The sequence below is a fragment of the Vibrio sp. 10N.247.311.49 genome (assembly GCF_041467655.1).
GTDB classification, from domain to species: Bacteria; Pseudomonadota; Gammaproteobacteria; order Enterobacterales; family Vibrionaceae; genus Vibrio; species Vibrio crassostreae_C.
Map to the genome: position 1 here is coordinate 82598 of NZ_JBFSVA010000011.1, position 20578 is coordinate 103175.

Consider the following 20578-nt stretch of genomic DNA (forward strand, 5'->3'; position numbering starts at 1 on the left):
CTTTGGGATTATACACCATTAGTGGGTGACCTATTTCACAAACTTTATGCAGTGTTTGCTTATTCATCTGAATTCGGTGAATTTGCCATCAACCTGTGAGTGCAAAGTAAGTTACGATGAAGTTACGTGCATTGCTAGGATATGTCTATGAATCATCTTGATCCCCTACTTAAACCCCGTTCAATCGCTGTTGTTGGTGCTTCTCAACGAGAAACACGCGCAGGATATATTGTTATGAACAATTTGTTGCATGGGGATTTTAAAGGTGCGGTGATGCCGGTTACGCCGAAATATGATTCAGTGGCCGGTGTGCTTTCTTACAAGAACATTTTGTCGTTACCGATTGTTCCTGACCTCGCAATCTTGTGTACCAATGCGACCCGTAATGTCGCTATTTTTGAAGAACTGGCTGAGAAAGGTATAGCCTCTGTCATTGTGCTTTCTTCAGACATGCAGCAAGAAAGCGATAATGGTGAGACGTATGATGAACGATGCCTAGCGATTGCCAAAAAGCACAACATTCGAGTGTTGGGTTCCAATAGTTTGGGGGTGATTGTTCCTTGGTTAAATTTGAACGCCTCATTCTCTCCAGTGACAGCATTACCCGGTAAGATCGCCTTTGTTTCTCAGTCGGCAGCTGTGTGTACCACTATTCTCGATTGGGCTAATGACAAAGAGATCGGTTTTTCGGCGTTTATCTCTATAGGCAATGGTAGCGATATCGAATTCTCGGAGTTATTGGATTATCTCAGTACCGACTCTCACACCGAAGCGATATTGCTTTATGTAGACAGCATTACTGATGCGAGGCGCTTTATTTCTGCAGCGCGTGCGGCTTCGCGTAACCGACGAATTTTGGTGTTGAAAGGCGGTCGAACGGCGAAAGGCAGAGCCGCAGCAATGGCTCACACTGGCGGTGCCGACACATTAGATATTATTTATGATTCCGCAATCCGACGCAGCGGCATGCTACGAGTTAAGAACTTACATGAACTGTTTGCTGCGGTAGAAACACTGACTCATTCAGTACCATTGCGAGGCGAGCGCTTGGCTATTGTTACTAATGGTGGCGGCCCTGCGATTATGGCTGTGGACACCCTATTTGACCGCGGTGGTAAGCTCGCAGAGTTTTCAGAAGAGACACTTGATAAGTTGAACAAGGTTTTGCCATCGAGTTGGTCTCATAGCAATCCTATCGATATTGTCGGCGACGCTGGTGATCAACGTTATATCGACACTATAAACATCTTACTCGATGGCGATGAAGCAGACGCGATTCTTATCATGCACAGCCCTTCAGCGGTCGCACATTCCGCTAAAACGGCAGAACGAATTATTGAAGCGATTAAGAAGCACCCTCGCCACAAGCGCTTTAACATCCTGACGAATTGGTCTGGTGAGCTAACAGCAAGGCCCGCACGAAAGCTGTTTACCGAAGCGGGTTTCCCAACTTATCGGACCCCTGAAAGCTCTGTGGTCGCATTCATGCACTTAGTCGAGTACAGACGTAACCAACGTCAGTTAATGGAAACGCCGACCACTGCAGAAAAAGTACACATTGAAGATCTAGCAGATGCGAAAGGTTGGATAGAAAGAAAACTACTGGATAAAGATACAGTTAGCCTTGATACTCACCAAAACAGTCAGTTTTTCAAGAGCTTCAACCTCGATGTGTTACCAACTTGGATCGCTTCTGACCCAAGTGAAGCGGTACACATCGCTGAAACGATCGGTTATCCCGTCGCAGTAAAATTACGTTCGCCGGATATTGCACATAAGTCAGACGTACAAGGCGTGATGCTCAATTTGCGAAACAGCAGTGAAGTTGCCAATGCGGCTCAGGCAATTCTCGATCGTTCTCAATTATCCTTCCCTACAGCAAACATCCACGGCTTGTTAATTCAAGGTATGGCTAAGCTCGCGGGCGGCCAAGAGTTGCGTATTAAGGTTACAACAGACGAAACCTTCGGCCCAATCATATTACTTGGACAAGGTGGTTCGGAGTGGGATGAGTCGATTGATGCCGCAGCTGCTTTTCCACCGCTCAACATGACACTGGCGCGTTACTTGATTATTCGAGCGATAAAAAGCGGCAAGATTCGTCTACAAAAACTCCCTAACCCCATCGATATAGAAGGTTTGTCTGAGTTATTGGTACGTATATCGCAAATGGTAGTGGATTGCCCTGAAATACATGATTTGGATATCCATCCAGTACTGGCCAATGGTGACAAGTTCACGATATTAGATGCCGATATCATCTTGAAAGCGTACGAAGGCGATCCACAGGAACGTCTTGCGATTCGCCCTTATCCGGTCGAGCTTGAAGAACGTATCCAGCTAAAAGATGGAACCGAAGTGTTGTTACGCCCTATTCTTCCCGAAGATGAACCGCTTCATGCTGACTTCATTAACCGTGTGTCTAAGGAAGATCTCTATAAGCGTTTCTTTAGTGATGTCGGTGAATTCAATCATGAGGCGTTGGCGAATTTCACTCAGATTGATTTCGATAGAGAAATCGCCTTTGTGGTCGTTCGCGAGGAACAAGGCGTTCCAGCGATCATCGGCGTGTCCCGTGCGCTGATTAACCCTGAGAACACAGACGCCGAATTCGCAATATTGATTCGTTCTGACCTTAAAGGTGTTGGTCTAGGTCGCATTCTTATGACCAAGGTTATCGATTACTGCCGTGCGAAGCAGACCAAGCAGATGTCGGGTATGACGATGCCAACCAATAGAGGGATGCTGACACTAGCTCAAAAGCTCGGTTTTAAGCTAGATATCAGTTTTGAAGATGGTACTGCAGATATGGTGTTACCGTTACTTTAACGCCCATGTCTTTTTAAGATGTTGGATACACCAAGACTTGGCGTCGCCCATTTTGTTGCGTCGCCAAGCCATAACAATATCGATCGGTTGTGGTTCTGTACCGGAGATCTGCTGTAGTACGCCAGATTCAATCAAAGGTTTAGCGACACTATTCGGTAAGGTGCCAATCCCTAGTCCTGATGTCAAAGCCTCTACTTTCGCAGGAAAGCTTGTCACGGTTAAACGTGGCTGTTTCTCTAGAATATTGATGCTTAGTGCTGGCTGATCGCGTGCGGTGTCTGCAATGGCAATAACCCTGTAACTTTCTCTCACCTTCTGATCGAATTCACCAGAACGCTTGTGAACATAGTGGCTTGATGCCGCGACCCACACCATCTCCATTTTACCAATTGCGTCACTTTTCATATCGTTTGGAATTGTATCGAGCTTAGGGCATACCAATAAGTCAGCACGACCATCTGTGAGAGATTCCCAACAACCCGCTAAGATTTCCTCTTGCAAACGAACGCGTGTTTTACTGATTTTTCCTAGTTCATCTACCAGTGGGAAAAAGTTAGCAATCGGGATAATGCCATCAAAGGCGATGGTCAAATCGAGCTCCCAACCATTGGCTAGAATGCTTGCCTCGTTAACAAGACGTTCTGTAGCTCCAAGAATGATTCTACCTTGCTCAAGTATCAACTGACCCGCTTCCGTGAAATTTGCACGGTGGCCTGAGCGGTCAAAAATCATGATGTCTAGATCTTGTTCAAGCTTCTGTATTTGATAGCTGAGTGATGAAGGCGCTCTGTCCATTTCATTGGCCGCGGCGGCGAAACTTCCACGTCGGTCGATGGCGTCTAGGATGTGTAACGCTTCAAGTGTTATTGGACTATGCATAGCTTTCCTACTTTATAAATGAGACTTGAATCACAAAAACAGAAGCATTCAGACTGTGAATGGAACTGTAAAAGTCTTTTTAATACAGATATTTAAGAGTATTAATTATGAGTTAGTTGATAAAATTGAAAATCATTTAAATGCAAATAATAGTAATTATCATTTAGATCCAATATTATATTTCGCAAATCAAGATAATACTATGGAACTAAGGTAACTATCAGATGTATAAGCAATCCCTGCTCTCTGCTTCAATCGTTTTAGCGCTTTCATCAACATCAGCCTTTGCTGAAGATTATGCCCTATTTGACGAGGTTGTTGTATCTTCGACTCGTACTAATCAACAACTTGAAGATGTTGCTGCGTCGGTAACTGTGATTAACGATAAAGATATCGAAAAAAACATGGTTACGGATGTAGAAGACTTATTTAAGTACACACCAGGTGTCACGGTGACGACGAATTCTCGCCAAGGGATTCAAGGTATTAACATTCGTGGTATGGAAGGTAACCGAGTAAAGGTTATCGTTGATGGAGTATCACAAACTAGCCAATTTACTCCAAGTGGTACTCAGTCATATAACTTCATTAACTCTTCACGCATTGATGTCGATACGGATATGTTGAAGTCTGTCGAGATTGTTAAAGGTGCGGCTTCTTCTCTGTATGGTTCTGACGCGATTGGTGGTATTGCTGCGTTCGAAACAAAAGACCCGAGTGACTTTTTAAAAGACAAAGACTTCGGTGGCCACGCGAAGTTCAACTACTCTTCATCTGATAATACCTTTAGCGAATCGGTTGCTTTAGCAAATCGTATTGGCGACCTAGAAACGTTAGTTGCTTATACTCGCAGAGACGGTGAGCAAACTGATAACTTTGGTACACCTGATGAGCAAGATACTCAGCACAACAACTTGTTGGTTAAGCTTCAGTACCAATTAAACGAACAACACCGTTTAGAGTTTTCTGGTAACTTCATTGAGAATTCTGGTGATACCGATTTAAATAGTGCAAGTTACACCGACTACACTGGCGAAGACACAACTAGCCAACAGCAAATCGGTATCAAACATATTTGGGATGCTGACCTAGCGTTTGCAGATACTATTACTTGGCAAGCTGACTGGCTGAGCAAAGAAGAGAATGGCGTAACTAATCGTACTTCTAATGGCGGTATGTTCCTACCTCCGGCAGGTAATGTTCAGAAAAAGGACTATATCTACGAGGATGAAGGTTATCAATTTGATGTGCAATTCGATAAGTTCTTCATGACGGGTAATGTAGAAAACTACTTTATCTATGGCGCTTCATATTCGGACAAAGACATTAAAAACGTTAATAACGAATATAACTCCATCAGCGCAGACCAAGTTATTTTCTACATCCCTGCCGCATCTGAAAGAAAATATGGATTCTTTGCTCAAAATGAAATGACGATCGGAAATTGGATGATTACTCCGGGTGTTCGTTTTGATGGTTTTGAAACTGATCCAGGTGATACAAGTCAAAACCCAAGTGGTAACCCAGAAGAGTCTTATGCAAAATATTCAGACTCAGCTGTTACCGGACGTTTGGGTACAACTTACACGCTTAATGATGAAAATAAGATCTTCGGTCAAATCAGCCAAGGCTTTAGAGCTCCTGATTTCCAAGAGCTTTACTACTCATTTGGTAATCCTGCTCACGGTTATTTGAATGCCCCTAACCCTGACTTAGAAGCTGAAGAAAGTATTTCATACGAGTTAGGTTGGCGTCATAACACAAATTATTCATCAAGCGAAATTGCTATCTTCTACAGCGATTATGATAACTTTATTGATAACGTAGCAGTTAGTGGCTCAGCCACTCCGGCCGATCCAACAATATATCAGAATGTAAACATTGATGAAGCCGTAATTAAAGGTATCGAAGCGTCAAATACACAGTCTTGGAATAGCTTCATGCCAGTGAAAGGTGTTAGTACTCGTGTTTCTGCAACGTATACTGAAGGTGAAGATGGCGAAGGTAATCCTCTTAACAGTGTAAACCCTTGGAACGCTGTCGTTGGTTTTAACTATGATGCTCCTTCAGCACTATGGGGTACATCACTTAACATAAGCTACACAGCAGGTAAGAAGTCTAGTGATATCAACAGCGATGGTTTGAATGATGAAATTCTACCAATTGATTCAGCAACTGTAGTTGACCTAACAGCATACTACTTGCCGATGAAGGATCTTACGCTTAGAGCAGGTCTCTTCAACGTTACGGATGAAGAGTACTACTCGTGGAATGACGTTCGTGGATTCTCACAAGAAGATAAAGATTACACGCAAGCAGGTCGTAACTGGTCAATTACAGCTAAATACGAATTCTAATTCGTTAAAAAACTGAATTGCAGATACTAAAAAGCCAGCTAAATGCTGGCTTTTATTATTTCACTAAAAAATTGTATAAAAAAGGTAATAAGTGAAATTACTTCTCTGCCATCTCTTTTTTAACCATTACTGCAGCAGCAACGATGAAAGTGATGATTAGGCCTAGTTCCATGATTAACTCCAAAGAAAATTAACATTAAACATATAATTCGCGAGCATAATAACACAGCGGATACAGAATGATACTTTTTAACCACTAATTTACTTTTTATTCGATTAAGATCAAAAAAGATGCCCGAAAGCATCTTTTAATTTTTGAATCATTCACGAAACCACTAGGTTAACCAGGGAATCCATTCGGGTTTGTTGACTGCCAGCGCCATGTATCTTCGGTCATTTCAGCCAATGTGCGGCTTGCATTCCAGCCCAGTTCTTTCTGAGCTTTAGCTGGATCTGCCCAACACTCTGCGATGTCACCAGGACGGCGTTCAACTAGCTTGTAAGGGATCTCTTTACCGCTTGCTTGTTCGAATGCTTTAACCATGTCTAACACACTTGAACCGTTACCCGTACCAAGGTTGTAGATATGAAGACCGTCTTTGCACCCTACTTTCTCAAGCGCTGCGATGTGGCCATCAGACAGATCCATTACGTGGATGTAATCGCGAACGCCAGTCCCGTCTTTTGTTGGATAATCGCTACCAAATACAGATAGGAATTCACGGCGGCCCACTGCTACTTGAGAGACAAATGGCATTAGGTTATTTGGGATACCTTGCGGGTCTTCACCTAGCTCACCACTTGGATGTGAACCTACAGGGTTAAAGTAACGCAGCAGTGTAATGCTCCAATCAGGATTGGCTTTTTGGAAATCGGTTAAACACTCTTCAACGATTAGTTTACTACGACCATATGGGTTGGTAGCGCTTGTTGGGAAGTCTTCAGTAATTGGCACACTTGCAGGATCACCGTATACCGTTGCTGAAGAGCTAAATACCAAGGTTTTTACACCCGCATCACGCATTGCATCAACAAGAACTAAAGTGCCGTTTACGTTGTTGTCGTAGTATTCAAGAGGCTTTTCCACAGACTCTCCGACGGCTTTCAGACCAGCAAAATGGATAACCGCTTCGATGTTGTGTTGCTTCATAGTTTCAGTCAAAAGCGCTTTATCACGAACGTCACCTTCAATGAAGTTGGGACGAACGCCCGAGACTTTTTCGATGCGCTCTAGAACGCTTGGTTTGCTGTTGTACAAGCTATCAAAAAGTACAGGTGTCATACCTGCGTTGATCATCTGGATACTTGTATGGCTACCAATGTAACCCATGCCACCTGTAACTAAAACATTCATGCTTAGCAGACCTTTTAATTAAAAATATTCAACCTATCACTTATGATACAACAACTTAGGGTGAGCTCACAAACACCGGTGCCTATTTACCCTCACGAGCGAACACAAACTGACCTTTTCCTTTGCGTTTCGCTTGGTACATAGCCTCATCAGCAACCTTTAGAATCACGTCAATATCACGCTCTGAGCCATCAACTAAATTGATACCTAAGCTCGCCCCAACATGAAGTGAACGCTGTTTATAATTCACTTCTTGCCCGATCAGATCCAACAATCGCTCGGCTAACTTCGCTAATAAGACTTTGTTTGTCTGTTTAATAATAAGAACAAATTCATCACCCGACAAACGTGCAACCAAATCCCCCGCTCTTACCTGAGATAATAACCGGTTTGACACTTCTTTAAGGATTTCGTCACCCGCATCGTGACCATAGTTGTCATTCACTTCTTTGAAGCCATCCAAATCCAAGTAAATAACCGCAAAATGCTGATTTGAATAGTGGCTCGACGTGACAACATCATCCATAACCTTATACAGCTGCGCTCTATTCGCTAACCCGGTTAATGCATCGTGATGAGCCAAGTGTTCGAGTCTTTCCATCTCTTTAACGTTGGATAAATCAGACAGCGTTAATACCATATCAAACTCGTCTTTCTCGTTGTCTGAGGCAATTCGATTCACTTTGACAAACATTGGAACTAACGTGCCGGACGCGCTTTTCTCCCACACTTCGCCTTGCCATTGACCATAGTTGTCTAACGAACTGCGAATTGTCGGCATCAATGATGAAAATTGCTGCCACGAAAATACTTCAAATGGTGTTTTGCCCACCAGCAGATCAGAGTGATAACCGAGAAGTTGTGTGATCGCCGGGTTAACCATGGTTATCACATTGGATGAGTTGAGCACGATCAAGCCGTCTTTACTGTTTTCGAAAACACCCGCAGCAATACGTTGGCGACTCATGGCCGTTTCTATGTCGGTGACATCTTGGATTGCATAAAGAATACGACCATGTTTTGTCAAAGAACGACTGCTCACACGAAGCCAGCGTTTTGATTGAAAGAGATCGGTGGTTTCCAGCAATTCGTCATTAAGTTCAATATTGGCATCAATAACATCTTGTAAGTAACCCGTTTGCTTGGTCGCGATCAACTCTTGGATCAACAAATTCTCAAGAAAGGCTTCCGAGCATTTAAAAATATCCCGAGTAGCTGCGTTCGCATGAAGAATGAGCCCTTTTTCATCCACCACCAACAAAGAGTGCTGAACGGTTTCAATGACCTCATTTGCGAATGATTTTTCTTCTTGTAACTTGTCTAACGTAAAATTGATTTGGTTATCGCGATGTTGAAGCCTTTCTAACATGGTATTGAAAGCTCGAACCAGATCGCCGATTTCATCGCGGTTCGTTACGACTAATTTAGGCTGCTTCGAACGACGCTCAACAAAGGCTTGCATCGCCTCATTGAGGTCAAACATCGGTTCGATAATCAAGCGTTGCACCAATTTGACCACTACTCCGCCTAACATCACCAGAAACAACAGGTAGACGACCGCAACCTTGAAAATATTCGTTAAGATCGAATTAAACGTCTCTTTCGATATTGTTACTCTCAAGTTCGCGATCACTGCGCCATCCAGTGTCACTGGAACGAGCAAGAAGATGAAATGCTCAGAGATGGCAAATTGATGATCGGCGATATCGTCTAATTCTTCTGCGTTTGGCCTTGGAACCAGAGTGTTGCTCACCTGATAGCTGGCAAAAAGCTGTTCGTTGATGTCATAGAGCTTCACTCTAACAATATCTTTATCTGCGACGAAAGCTGACAATATTTCCTGAGCCGATGACTTGTCTTCAAATAAAATCGCGGCTTGCAAGTTATAAGCAACAACTTGTGCTAGCACTTTAACACGCTGAATAAGACTCTCTTTCTCTCTCTCAAACGTGACAGTGTAATTTACTGATTGAATCGTGACAAAAGTGACTGCGATAAAGATGATAATGGGTAATATCAGCTTGTTTTTAATCGATATGTTATTAATGAAAGACAACATTATTGGCCCTCCACTATAGCGATTCGTAACAGGCTTGAGCCAATGGCGTAGTCACCGCGCCTTGCGTTCTCTAGGTTGATCTTAGGTTTGAGCTTATTATCGATGTGCGTGAGTTCAATGATTCCACCTAAGTCCGTAAAGTTAGGCATATCACTGATTGTCACAGTATGTGGCGAGTGCTCTTGACTAAGAAATTGGTCATTTTTACGGTCAGACAAATACGTAATATCGCACTTAGAAGTAATCGACTGTTGGACTTGGATATCGAGTGAACGAATAGATTTCCCCTCGGTAATTGACGTCAGCACTTGGCTTACCTTTTCATCGCCAATCACACAAAAGTTCACAGCGTTCATTGAGCTTTCATCATTCCAACGTATAAAATTCGCAATTCTAAAAAGGTACACCGCTTTCACTTCATAAGGTTTGAAGCTAGCAGCTGAGGTGTTCAACGGCACAATAAGCATCGTTAAAGCCGCTAAGCCTAGTTTAGATAAGCCGAGCTTAATGCGGTGCTTAAGCCATTTAGAATTCATGAGAGATCCTCACATACACCGATTCTTGATTGACGCTTTTCTGAGATGTGAATTCAGCTTGATAGCCGTCACTCTTACCTATATTTTCAACAACCACTTCAATTAAAGGTGCTGCGGACGATTTTTTCCATGCGAGACGCGCATCAAAGGTTATTTCATGTGGGTAAGACTGCCATTTATATTGAGTGCCATCGCCTGCTACCCAATAGTCTGGGTAATTCACATTAATGTACTGGCCTATCACATCGAATTGCCAACTTTCGGTGATATTCCACATCAACTGTGCCGTGGCTAAATGTTCATTATCAATATCGTAATAAACACTCGTTTGAGGACTAGATTTCAGGTCATCACCTTTATTCTCACCTTCCAATGTCGTATAGGCGTAACTCAGTCATGTTCACTCAGATAAATCGTTGCATCGAGTTCGAAATTTGAATTGTTTGAGTAGCGATAACCCATTTCCGCCGTTACGACACTCTCTGTTTCAAGACTCGAGCTTGATTTATATACATCTAGGTAGCTGTTGTTTGAGTCAGCATTGTAACTATTGAAATAATAGGTGGAATTGGAATCCATATAAGATGGTGCAACGACCGCACGGCTAAGCCCCGCCCATACGGAGTGACGTTGGGTGAACTTATATAAACCACGCAATTGAGGTGAAAGCTCAGTTGATTCATTCTGTGTAAAGTGTTCAACCTTGGCACCAAGAGTAATAGACAGCGCTTCCGTCATTTGAATTTGAGACTGTATAAAAGCGTTCGCAATGTAATCGTTGGCAGATTGGATGTTGTAAGCTCGACCGTAGTAATCAGGGTTGTACCAATCCACGTCCGAAACTTGGCTTGAGGAGAAATCAAGATACATATATCGCAGGCCACCACCAAGTGTTAGCTGATGGCTTTCCGATAGTTGGTTGATATAAGTAGAGTCAAAATCGAGGGTCGAATAGCTTCCCGGAGCGTCTGGCGCATTATCCTCATTATATTCACCCCATAACGAATATGAGAGTGTCGAACTTTCATCAAAATGGCGAGAGTCGTTGAATTGGACGTAAACAGATTGACTCTTGTTATCGAAATCGTTGGCTTGTGATCCGACAAACGACCCTGAGTTATCATATTGAAACGTATACAAGTCCGACTCATAAAAGCTTTTCTCACCCCCGATACGTAATGACCAATTTTCTTCGGCATTACTTGGCTGAAAAACCATCCCTGCCGTTTGTGCTTTCCATTTTTCAGATTCGTTTGTGCGATACGTGGGTTCTTCTCGGTACTTATAAAAGGCACGCGCATTCACACTGTCGTTGAGGCTTAATCCCTGACGAACACTAAATTCATAGTTATCAGTATTAGACGCGACACCGGAGAGATAAGTCCCCTGCGTATCATTGGCAGACTTAGTAATGATATTGACAACACCATTAACCGCGTTGCCTCCCCAAATTGTTCCGCCGGGGCCTTTTAGTACTTCGATGCGTTCGATGTCGGCAAGCACATAATCAACGTCACTCCAATACGTACCGCCATAGACTGGGCTAAACAAGCTTCGTCCATCCATCATCACGAGCATCTTGTTATATAGCCCATCATGAAAGCCGCGAGTCGAAACAAACCATGAGGTTTCGTTGAATTTGGTGACTTTGAGTCCGGGTACAAGTGTTAGGACTTCAGCAATGGTTTTCGCCCCACTACGCTGAATTCGCTCATTAGAAAGTACGTACACCGACGAGGGAATATCAGTGAGTTTTTGTGTCACTTTCGAAGCCGTTTCCATTTCGACATCTAACATAGACAACTCTTCAAGGCTCATCGACATGAGCTGGTCTAGAGAGTTTTCTTGAGCAGAGACAAAAACAGGTGTCGTTAATGCTAGTCCTAAGCAAACCTGGCGGGATATCATGTGCTCACCTAATATACAGATAGATATTAATCCTTTAATCAATAGTTCAACTATATATGAAATGCCATACTGGTAAATCTACGGTGTCGAAAGTTTGAGTTAGGTCACTGTTTATTTATGGTATTTATAAGACCGTCATTACTTACCTCAACGTAAAGGATTAGCACCACGTGACAACGAAGATTTTGCTTAATTGCGACATGGGAGAAAGTTTCGGCAATTGGAAGATGGGCGATGACGAGTCGGTCATGGAATGGGTCGATATGGCAAACATCGCTTGTGGCTTCCACGCGTCTGATCCGCACGTTATGTCCAAGACGATAAAACTGGCACAGCACTATCACACCCAAATTGGTGCTCATCCCGGTTATCAAGATCTCGTTGGTTTTGGTCGCCGTTCTATTCCACACACCATGGACGAAATCAGTGAGCTGGTTTGTTATCAAGTCGGTGCATTACAAGCCCTTTGCCGCTATCACCATACCACTGTTGGCTATGTGAAACCTCATGGCGCTCTTTATAACGATATGATGGCAAACATTGATGTGTTCAATGCGGTAGCCCAAGCCGTCGCTGAGTTTAACATCCCGTTGATGATTCTCTCTTCATCAGACAATCAACAGTATTTGGATATTGCTGACGACCATGACTTGCCTCTCTTGTTTGAAGCGTTTGCCGACCGTGCTTATTTAAATAACGGACAATTAGCGCCACGTACTCAAAAAGGCTCGGTTTACGTCAATCAAGACGATATCTATAACCAAGTTATGCAAATCATTAACTATGGCTCGGTTACGACTTTAGAGGGCGAAAGACTGCCTATTGAAGCTGATACTATCTGTGTTCATGGTGATAACCCTCAATCCATCGCATTAATTAGAAAAATCAGACAAGACCTCAACGCTTTTAATTAGTATGAAGCGTGTGATTGGTATGACGCATGGTCTAATCGCTCGTGAGATCTAATTGATTTGTATTGGCTTGGACACGGAAGTGAGACACGCCAAGTAAGCTAAAAAAGGCAAGATAACAAACGTATGGAAACGAAATGACGACGAATCAGATTGAATTCAATATAGCGCCAGTCGCGGAATGCAGCGTTTTGGTGACCTTGACGCTATCGCCTTCAAATAATCAATCTAGCGCCGAATATGCGCAATACATAGCTCACTTTTCCGATGCCATTCGCCAAAACTTAGCATCGGTGTTGATGAATGTGACACCGGCTTACCAAACAATATTGGTCGACTACCTCCCTTATCGAATATCAGAACAGCAGCTCATTGAACAGCTCAATAATTTGTTGAGTCATGCTCTGTCGTCCTTTTCTAGTGTTAGTAAAACTCGTGATACGATTGAGCTTCCTGCCTATTACTCACCAGAAACGGCGCTCGATTTAGACCGATATCAAAACAAAGGCCTGTCGCTCGACCAGATAATTCAACATCACACCTCACAGACATACAGCGTCAGTGCGATTGGGTTTACGCCTGGCTTTGCCTTTATGTCGGATGTGGTTAATGAGCTTGCCTTGCCCCGTCACTCCACACCCCGCTTAATTGTGCCCAAAGGCAGTATCGCCATCGCGGATACGAAAACAGCTGTGTACCCTTCGGATTCACCGGGCGGTTGGAATATTATTGGCAATTGCCCACTTCCGTTGTTCGATCATAGCCAGTTGAAGAACGCCGATATCACGCAAAGACCACTGTCTCTGCTTAATGTTGGTGATACCGTCCGTTTCATAGCGATTTCAAAAAAAGAATTTGTAGAGTTGGGTGGAGGCATCGTAAATGGCTAAGACAAAAACTAAACCAACACTGACAGTGATTAAGCCCGGCCCGTTGAGTTTGATTCAAGACTTTGGGCGATTTGGTGTTGCTCATCTTGGATTAACGCAAGGTGGACCGGTTGATGACTACTCTTATAGCTGGGCTAACCATCTATTGGGCAACCCAGTCAACCAAGCGGCGTTGGAAATCACGCTTGGGCAATGTGCGTTGAGAATCGATGTTGATTGCGAGATGGCACTATGCGGGGGTGATTTACAAGCGAAACTCGATGGTAAACCACAGGCTAACTGGAGCACTTTTCAAGCTTTTAAGGGGCAAGTTCTCTCATTTGGTTTGCCTAAAAATGGTCTAAGGGCGTATTTAGCCATTAAGGGCGGTTTCGATGTTCCATCAACTCTTGATAGCTGCTCTACAGTCACTCGTGAAAAGATTGGTGGATTAACGCAAGATGGCGAGCCATGCCAGCAAGGGCAACAAATCGCTTTTACCCAACACCAACTCTCTCATCCATTTAAAGCGTTGAGTGTTACCTTCCGATACACGCCTGATTACAATCTACCCGTGAACCTACGAGTGATTGAAGGCTATCAAAGCGAGCTATTCTCCGAGTCAGCAAGAGAGATTTTGTATAACGCGCAGTATCACGTTGACCAAAACTCTAATCGGATGGGTTATCGACTCAGTGGCGAGCCCGTAGACTCGCCTGACATTTCGCTATTGTCAGAAGGCATTGCCCTAGGTGCGATTCAAATTCCACAAGATGGACAGCCTATCGTGCTGCTTAATGATAGACAGACCTTAGGTGGTTATCCGAAGATAGGATGTGTCGCCAGAATCGATTTACCACGCTTGGCGCAAGCAAAACCTGGACATGCGATATCGTTCAGCAAGGGCGATCGCTTGGGCTTACAAGATGTTTGGTGCCAATGGGCTCAGTTTTTCGGCTATTAGTTTTTGCGATGTGTTATGTGCTAAATGCTATGTAGCTGAGAATAATCAACTAGGAAGATGTCATTTAGATGAGGTTCGGTATCTAAGCAGATGTTGAAATGAAGATTCGGCTTACCTATTACAGTAAGCCGAATTGAAGAAATTAAACGCAGTCGATGATGATAGACTAATTATAGGCTATTAAGCGTGATCTTGACCTGACACCTTGGCAAGCGCTTCTGGGTATCCACGTTCTTGTGTCAAATCTATCGCTCTGTTTTCAATATCATTTAGATTAAGTGACATTGTCACTGAGTGTGTGTCTTCAATAGATGCCGCCTCTGATACATCAAACCATTGCTCAGCGACCTTTTGTGCCGCTTCTAATGTTGAAGAAGCTTTTACTACTTCAAGTCGAGCATAGCGATCCCCACAGAATGAAACGTCTGAAGCTCTTAAGCTTGGATCGGTTCCCGGAATCTGTTGTGCACCAAACAAAGGTTTACCACCGACCAATGCAGAACTGAAACTTGGGATGAACTGAGACATATGCGTTATTGCCGCGCGAGTTCTTAATTCAAGCTGATCTTCACTCCAACCCGATACGATTTTCTTAAGCAGCTTCGAAGGCAACTGTGGCTGTGACGAGTCTGTTGACGATGAAACAAGCCCACCCTCAAACAGAGTAATCCCTTCTGTCATGCCGTGAAGTTGGAACACACCATCAGCATACGGCGTTAATTGCGCCATGCCTTGCGGTGTACCTCTCGGGCCATGGAAGATAACTTCTGGCCACTCTTCCTTACATTCTTGCGAATATGGCCACTCTGTAACGTATGCAGCTTTAAACTCAACAAGTCTTTGCTGCTTAGAGCCAACAAAGTCATCTACGATACCCGTTTCAAACCCACTCGCATTAATCAAGTAATCGGTCGTTAGTTGGCAGCTTTGGTTTTCGGCATCGGTATAAGTCAAAGACCAACCTTGACCTGTCGACTCAACAGAATGTAATCGGCTGTTGGTTAACACAGTACAGTTAGCTTGTTGCCCCAAAGAGAGTTGAGCGGTCGCAGAAAGTCGGAATACGCTCCAGCCATACTCTTGGACCATCGCAACAGGATACTTTAGGGTCTCTAAATCCGTATGCTTGGCGAAAGGAATACACCAATCATCAAGCGATGTTGGTTTCAGAGGCTGTGTTTTCGCAGAAAGTGCTAATAAATCTTCTTTGCTGTACAGCTTATAATACTCTTCCGGATCACCGAGCACTTGGTTGCTTTTATCTTGTTTAACAAGATCGGCATAAGCGCTTTTGATTATCTTGAGACGAGGAAGCAGATCCAACGGCTCTCCACCATCACTGTGCGGAACGGCGATGATTGTCGGACGAATATTGATCGTATGAGGAAATAAGCGGACGGTATCAATTGACTGCGTGAGCAACTGAAGACACTGCTCTACAGAAATATCTCGATACAAATTGCCGCCAGCGTGCAGGTGGCAAATTGGTGGACCATTAACCAAACTCGGCCCTTTTTCTAAGATAGTGACCTTAAAACCCAACTCACTAAAGTGAATCGCGCTCGTTGTTCCGGCAATACCACCACCAACAATGGCAATAGAAGGTTGATTTGTATCCGTTTTGTTGTGGTTCATCGTGTTCTGTAGAATAAGATTAACTGCCTCTATTCTACTTTTGTTCTGCGATGAATTAAAACACATTTTTATCAAGGTCTTAGATAGGCGGGATTTAATATCTATGTAAAAAACATAAATAATCTCTTGACTCAATAACTCCAGATAGGGTTTTAAAGGTTATTCTAACAGTCAAATTTGTCCTAAGTGACGCCACATAAAGGCTGCCTCAGTACTCTTAAAACATAGCGGTTAACTTATCCCTAAAGTTATCCACCGTTTTTGTGGATAACTGTTGATAACGTTCTTGCTAAGTTGCGCAAACCCTTTGTTTACAGGGACTAACCGCTGTTCATTAAATCGGCATTATTGGGTAATTAGTTTTAAAAAATGCTAAAAACAGTGGAATCTAAGGTGCGATATTTTTTACTTATGCTACCGGTTGGTTAAATAAAAAACGGTCTAAAGCGACGTATTATAAATAGTGCATGACTAAGTATAAATAATCTCACTTTTAGACCGTTTTAAGCGCTTGGCTAGATCTCGCTAACGACTAGCCAAAATCCTTGTTTACTGGTGCCAACAAACGTTTGATTAAGCTATTCACTACCGCGGCTAATGTGATGAACGTTAGCACCGGTAGCGCTATCCACAACATCGGGTGAAGTGAAGGTTGTAACTCAAAACCAAAGTTCATCACTCCTGCCACGCTGAGCTCAGAACCAAGGGCTGCAATTGAGCCTGCGACTAACGCCATTAAACCGTACTCACACCAAATAGTATTGAGAATTCGCTTCTTACTCGCGCCTAATGTTCGATACAAGCGTATCTCTTGTTGTCTTTGAGATAAGCTCAATCGCAATAGAGTGAAGATAAGCAACAGCCCCGCCACCACACCTAACGCCGCAAGTACGGTAATCGACCAAACAATCTGCTTAAGCAACTCTTGGATCTTGCTACCCATCTTACGAATATCCATCAAACTCACGGTTGGATGATTTCGAGAGAGTTCGTTGAGCATCTGATTGTGTTGTTCTTCTAATCTGAAGCTCACTAGCCAAGTAGAAGGGATTGAACTCAAGACATCTGGAGTAAAAATGAAGTAGAAGTTCGGCTTCATTTCTCGCCACTCGACTTTGCGGATGCTATTCACCTTGGCAGAAACATTCTGGCTGTTGATTGTGAATGACAGCTCATCGCCAATCTTTAGATCCAGTTGCTCCGCGACATCCGATTCTACAGATACGCCATGCTCTTGTGTCCAGTTACCTTCTAATACTTCATTGTACTTAGGTAAGCTATCTCCCCAAGTGAAGTTGATCTCACGGCTTAGTGCGTCTGTTTCTCCAGAGGTATCACTGTATTCCGATGCTTCGACACCGTTTATCGTCGTCAGTCGTCCTCGGATAATTGGAAACGCTTGAGTACGCTCTACTTCGTTTGCATCAATCGTCTCGAGATAACTGTCTTTTTCATAGCTTGCAATGTTAAGTGCAAACGCATTTGGTGCGTTCTCGGGTAAGGTTTGCTGCCAATCTGACAGTAAATCACTTCTTACCAACCAGATGATAGACAGCAACATCAGTGAAAGCGCTAAAGAGCCAAATTGAATCCCCGTTGCTAAAGGTGTGCGATTAATTCTGCTCAATGCTAAACGCATAGACGTAGATGTCGGTAACTTGCCAACCAAACGCAGAACAAGCGTACTAACGACCGCAAGTACTAAGAACAGGCAAGCGATACCCGCTAGAACTATCCATACCAATAGATTGTCGCCATACATCAGCATCATTGGAATAATCGGTACCAGTAACAACAAATATTTCTTGTAGCTTTCATTGGACTGGTGACTTGATTGGATAACGCTGATTGCCGAGGTATTGACCAAGCCAATTAACGGGATACCAAGAGCAGGAACACCAATTAAGATGCTTGATAAAATCGCCAAGATTGCAGGTTCAATACCATAGCTAGGAAGTGGCGTTGGTAATAAGTCACCCAGAGGTATACGAAGCAAAAACTCTAAGCCGATACCGATAGTTATTCCCAGTACTGCACCGATAACCACTAATAAAGATACCTGTACAGACAACCATTTAACGATCCACTGCTTGCTTGCACCCAAACTCTTAAGCATCGCGATGGTTTTACGGCGACTCGCAACATAATGTTGGCAAGTGAGTACCAAAGTGGTCGCAGCCATGATCACAACAATAGCAACGGTTAACGAAAGATATTGAGTCGTGCTTTCGAACATGTCGTTAGTACGGCTCGCAGAATCTTGAGTACGCCAGCGATCGCTTGGTGTTAATTCTACGCTGTCTTGCGCGGCTTGCAGTTTTGTATCATCACCGTTGAGAAACAGCCTAAAACTAACACGACTGCCCGGTTGAATCGCTCCCGTGGCATCAATATCGCTTGTATGAATCAGAACGGCTGGCATCTGTTGGAATGGGTTAAAGCTTAAGCCTGGTTCTTGAGTGATTCGTCCAGTTATCGCTAAATCGGCATCGCCAATAGTGACAACGTCACCAATCTCAACCTCTAACTGTGCAAATATACGCTCGTCTAACCAAAGTTCCCCAGGCTCAACATGGTTACTTGATGCTTTATCAGCACCCACTAAGATCATTTCACCGCGTAATGGATAATTACTTTCAACCGCTTTCACCGTCACTAACTGCATCGAGTTGTCACTGAATGCCATGGTTGAAAAACGAGTCAACTGAGAGCTTTCTAACTGTTCAACTTGAGTGAGGTCTAATAAGGATTGTGGAACTGGGTTTGCTGAGATAAACACGATATCGGCAGTAAGCGCATCTTTGCCCTGCTTAACAATTACCTGCTCCATACGTTCGGCCAACGCCGACAATGCAAATACACAAGCAATAATAAGCGTTAAAGCGATTGAAACTGGCCAAAGCTGACCGTGTCGAATCTCTTCGATACTCCATGAAAACAGGCGTTTATTCAGTCCGTTTGATGAATTCAATTTAGACTTCCTCTATCTGACCGACATGCATCTTGAGTGTTCTTTGGCAACGTTGTGCAAGCTTAGGATCGTGTGTCACCAAAACTAAAGTTGTACCGTGGGATGAGTTCAATTCAAACAACAACTCAACAATTTTGGCTGCCGTTTGTTGGTCTAGGTTGCCTGTGGGTTCATCGGCAAAAAGAATTTTTGGCTTAATCATAAATGCGCGCGCCAACGCGACCCTTTGTTGTTCACCACCAGATAGCTGCGACGGTAAGTGATCAAGCCTGTCTTTCAAGCCTACTGATTCAAGCAGAGCAGTCGCGCGTTCGATGTCTTCGTCTTCTCCCTTTAACAAACAAGGTAACGTGACATTTTGTAGCGCTGAAAGACTTGGAATTAACAAGAAGCTTTGAAATACAAACCCTACCGATTCACTGCGGATCTTCGCTCTTGCCTCGTCATCAAGCTGTGAAAGTGGCTGTCCTAATAAACTGATTTCGCCTTTCGTTGGTACATCAAGACCAGCAAGCAGCGTCATTAAGGTCGATTTACCCGCACCAGACGTGCCTACGATCGCGACCGTTTCGCCTTCACGAATATCGATATCAACGTGCTCTAGGATTGTTAAATGTTCTTGATTAGTAGACACTGTCTTCGAAACAGCTTCTGCTTTAATGATGGATGTATGCATGACTCGACTAATTTCCTTTTTATTCTTTATTTTATTTTCAACCGCTTCTTTGGCTCAAGATACCCGCTTAGATTCTAAGTTACTGGTCCTTGGTGATAGCCTGAGTGCTGGTTACAACATGGACATCAAACAGAGTTGGCCAAGCCTGTTACCAGACGCGTTAGCAAAGCATGACAAAACGGTAACCGTGGTTAACGGGAGTATTTCTGGTGATACAACGGGCAATGGTTTAGCCCGCCTACCACAATTGCTTGAAGAACATGCTCCAGACACCGTTCTTATCGAACTTGGTGCGAATGATGGACTTCGTGGTTTCCCACCTAAGCTGATGTCTGCAAATCTTGAGCAGATCATTGAGCAGATAAAAGCTGCGGGCGCCAAACCTATAATGATGCAGATTAAAATCCCACCAAATTACGGAAAGCGTTACAACCAGCAGTTTGAATACGTTTTTGCAGCGCTTGCTGATCAACAAAACGTGCCACTTTTGCCGTTTTTCCTAGAGCATATCATCCTCAAACCTGAGTGGATGATGAACGATGGACTGCATCCAAAACCAGAAGCTCAACCTTGGATTGCTGAATTCGTCGCCGAAGAATTATATCAGTATCTTTAAGTTTTAATGGTCTA

Annotated in this window: 15 protein-coding genes; 6 read left to right on the forward strand and 9 right to left on the reverse strand. The window is 43.6% G+C overall.

Going from position 1 to position 20578, the window contains the following annotated elements; translation table 11 throughout:
- Positions 1–147 precede the first annotated feature (147 nt).
- Entirely contained in the window at positions 148–2829 is a 2682-nt protein-coding gene (locus AB6E54_RS12780; RefSeq protein ID WP_017069918.1) for a bifunctional acetate--CoA ligase family protein/GNAT family N-acetyltransferase, read from the forward strand.
- Here AB6E54_RS12780 and AB6E54_RS12785 read toward each other — a convergent pair.
- A complete protein-coding gene (locus tag AB6E54_RS12785; RefSeq protein WP_102333619.1) occupies positions 2821–3708 on the reverse strand; it encodes a LysR family transcriptional regulator in 888 nt (295 codons plus the stop codon). The two genes, AB6E54_RS12780 and AB6E54_RS12785, sit on opposite strands and share 9 nt — an antisense overlap.
- Before the next feature lie 224 nt (positions 3709–3932).
- On the opposite strand from AB6E54_RS12785, the gene AB6E54_RS12790 reads away from it, so the two are divergent.
- On the forward strand, positions 3933–6065 hold the full coding sequence (locus AB6E54_RS12790; protein WP_372168899.1) for a TonB-dependent hemoglobin/transferrin/lactoferrin family receptor: 2133 nt from the start codon (positions 3933–3935) through the stop codon (positions 6063–6065).
- Between the two features lie 340 nt (positions 6066–6405).
- Here the strand turns inward: AB6E54_RS12790 and galE are convergent, their stop codons facing one another.
- From galE to AB6E54_RS12815, 5 genes are all read right to left on the reverse strand, one after another.
- A complete protein-coding gene (gene galE, locus AB6E54_RS12795) occupies positions 6406–7419 on the reverse strand; it encodes a UDP-glucose 4-epimerase GalE (protein ID WP_102333620.1) in 1014 nt (337 codons plus the stop codon).
- 82 nt (positions 7420–7501) lie between these two features.
- Positions 7502–9478 carry a diguanylate cyclase domain-containing protein gene (locus AB6E54_RS12800; RefSeq protein WP_102333621.1) on the reverse strand — a complete coding sequence of 659 codons (1977 nt, stop codon included), beginning with the start codon at positions 9476–9478 and terminating at the stop codon, positions 7502–7504.
- A complete protein-coding gene (locus AB6E54_RS12805; RefSeq protein WP_102333622.1) occupies positions 9478–10014 on the reverse strand; it encodes a YfiR family protein in 537 nt (178 codons plus the stop codon). Before AB6E54_RS12805 ends, AB6E54_RS12800 begins: the two co-directional genes overlap by 1 nt.
- Positions 10004–10291 carry a hypothetical protein gene (locus AB6E54_RS12810; RefSeq protein WP_372106874.1) on the reverse strand — a complete coding sequence of 96 codons (288 nt, stop codon included), beginning with the start codon at positions 10289–10291 and terminating at the stop codon, positions 10004–10006. The genes AB6E54_RS12805 and AB6E54_RS12810 overlap by 11 nt, the downstream gene beginning before the upstream one ends.
- Positions 10292–10404: 113 nt before the next feature.
- The gene (locus AB6E54_RS12815) at positions 10405–11922 is read right to left on the reverse strand and encodes a TonB-dependent receptor plug domain-containing protein (RefSeq protein ID WP_372106876.1); all 1518 of its coding nucleotides are present in this window, start codon (positions 11920–11922) and stop codon (positions 10405–10407) included.
- Positions 11923–12092: 170 nt separating this feature from the next.
- Between AB6E54_RS12815 and AB6E54_RS12820 the strand changes: the two genes are divergently transcribed.
- The 3 genes from AB6E54_RS12820 (at position 12093) to AB6E54_RS12830 (ending at position 14666) form a co-directional block, all read left to right on the forward strand.
- Positions 12093–12836 carry a 5-oxoprolinase subunit PxpA gene (locus tag AB6E54_RS12820; protein WP_017060084.1) on the forward strand — a complete coding sequence of 248 codons (744 nt, stop codon included), beginning with the start codon at positions 12093–12095 and terminating at the stop codon, positions 12834–12836.
- Between the two features lie 134 nt (positions 12837–12970).
- The gene (locus tag AB6E54_RS12825; protein WP_017060083.1) at positions 12971–13723 is read left to right on the forward strand and encodes an allophanate hydrolase subunit 1; all 753 of its coding nucleotides are present in this window, start codon (positions 12971–12973) and stop codon (positions 13721–13723) included.
- Positions 13716–14666 (forward strand): biotin-dependent carboxyltransferase family protein, encoded by a 951-nt coding sequence (locus AB6E54_RS12830; RefSeq protein WP_102333625.1) that lies wholly within the window; start codon positions 13716–13718, stop codon positions 14664–14666. Before AB6E54_RS12825 ends, AB6E54_RS12830 begins: the two co-directional genes overlap by 8 nt.
- A 180-nt stretch (positions 14667–14846) precedes the next feature.
- Here AB6E54_RS12830 and AB6E54_RS12835 read toward each other — a convergent pair whose 3' ends face one another.
- The 3 genes from AB6E54_RS12835 to AB6E54_RS12845 all read right to left on the reverse strand — a co-directional run bounded on the left by AB6E54_RS12835 (position 14847) and on the right by AB6E54_RS12845 (position 19948).
- Positions 14847–16301, reverse strand: coding sequence for an FAD-dependent oxidoreductase (locus tag AB6E54_RS12835; protein ID WP_102333626.1), 1455 nt, complete (start codon positions 16299–16301; stop codon positions 14847–14849).
- A 532-nt stretch (positions 16302–16833) separates the two neighbouring features.
- Positions 16834–19272 carry an ABC transporter permease gene (locus AB6E54_RS12840; protein ID WP_102333627.1) on the reverse strand — a complete coding sequence of 813 codons (2439 nt, stop codon included), beginning with the start codon at positions 19270–19272 and terminating at the stop codon, positions 16834–16836.
- Between the two features lies 1 nt (position 19273).
- Complete coding sequence (locus AB6E54_RS12845; RefSeq protein ID WP_004730959.1) at positions 19274–19948, reverse strand: ABC transporter ATP-binding protein; 675 nt, start codon at positions 19946–19948, stop codon at positions 19274–19276.
- Between AB6E54_RS12845 and AB6E54_RS12850 the strand changes: the two genes are divergently transcribed.
- Positions 19947–20564: an arylesterase gene (locus AB6E54_RS12850; protein ID WP_017060079.1), complete on the forward strand. Its 618-nt coding sequence runs from the start codon at positions 19947–19949 to the stop codon at positions 20562–20564. The genes AB6E54_RS12845 and AB6E54_RS12850 overlap by 2 nt on opposite strands.
- The last annotated feature ends 14 nt before the right edge of the window (positions 20565–20578 follow it).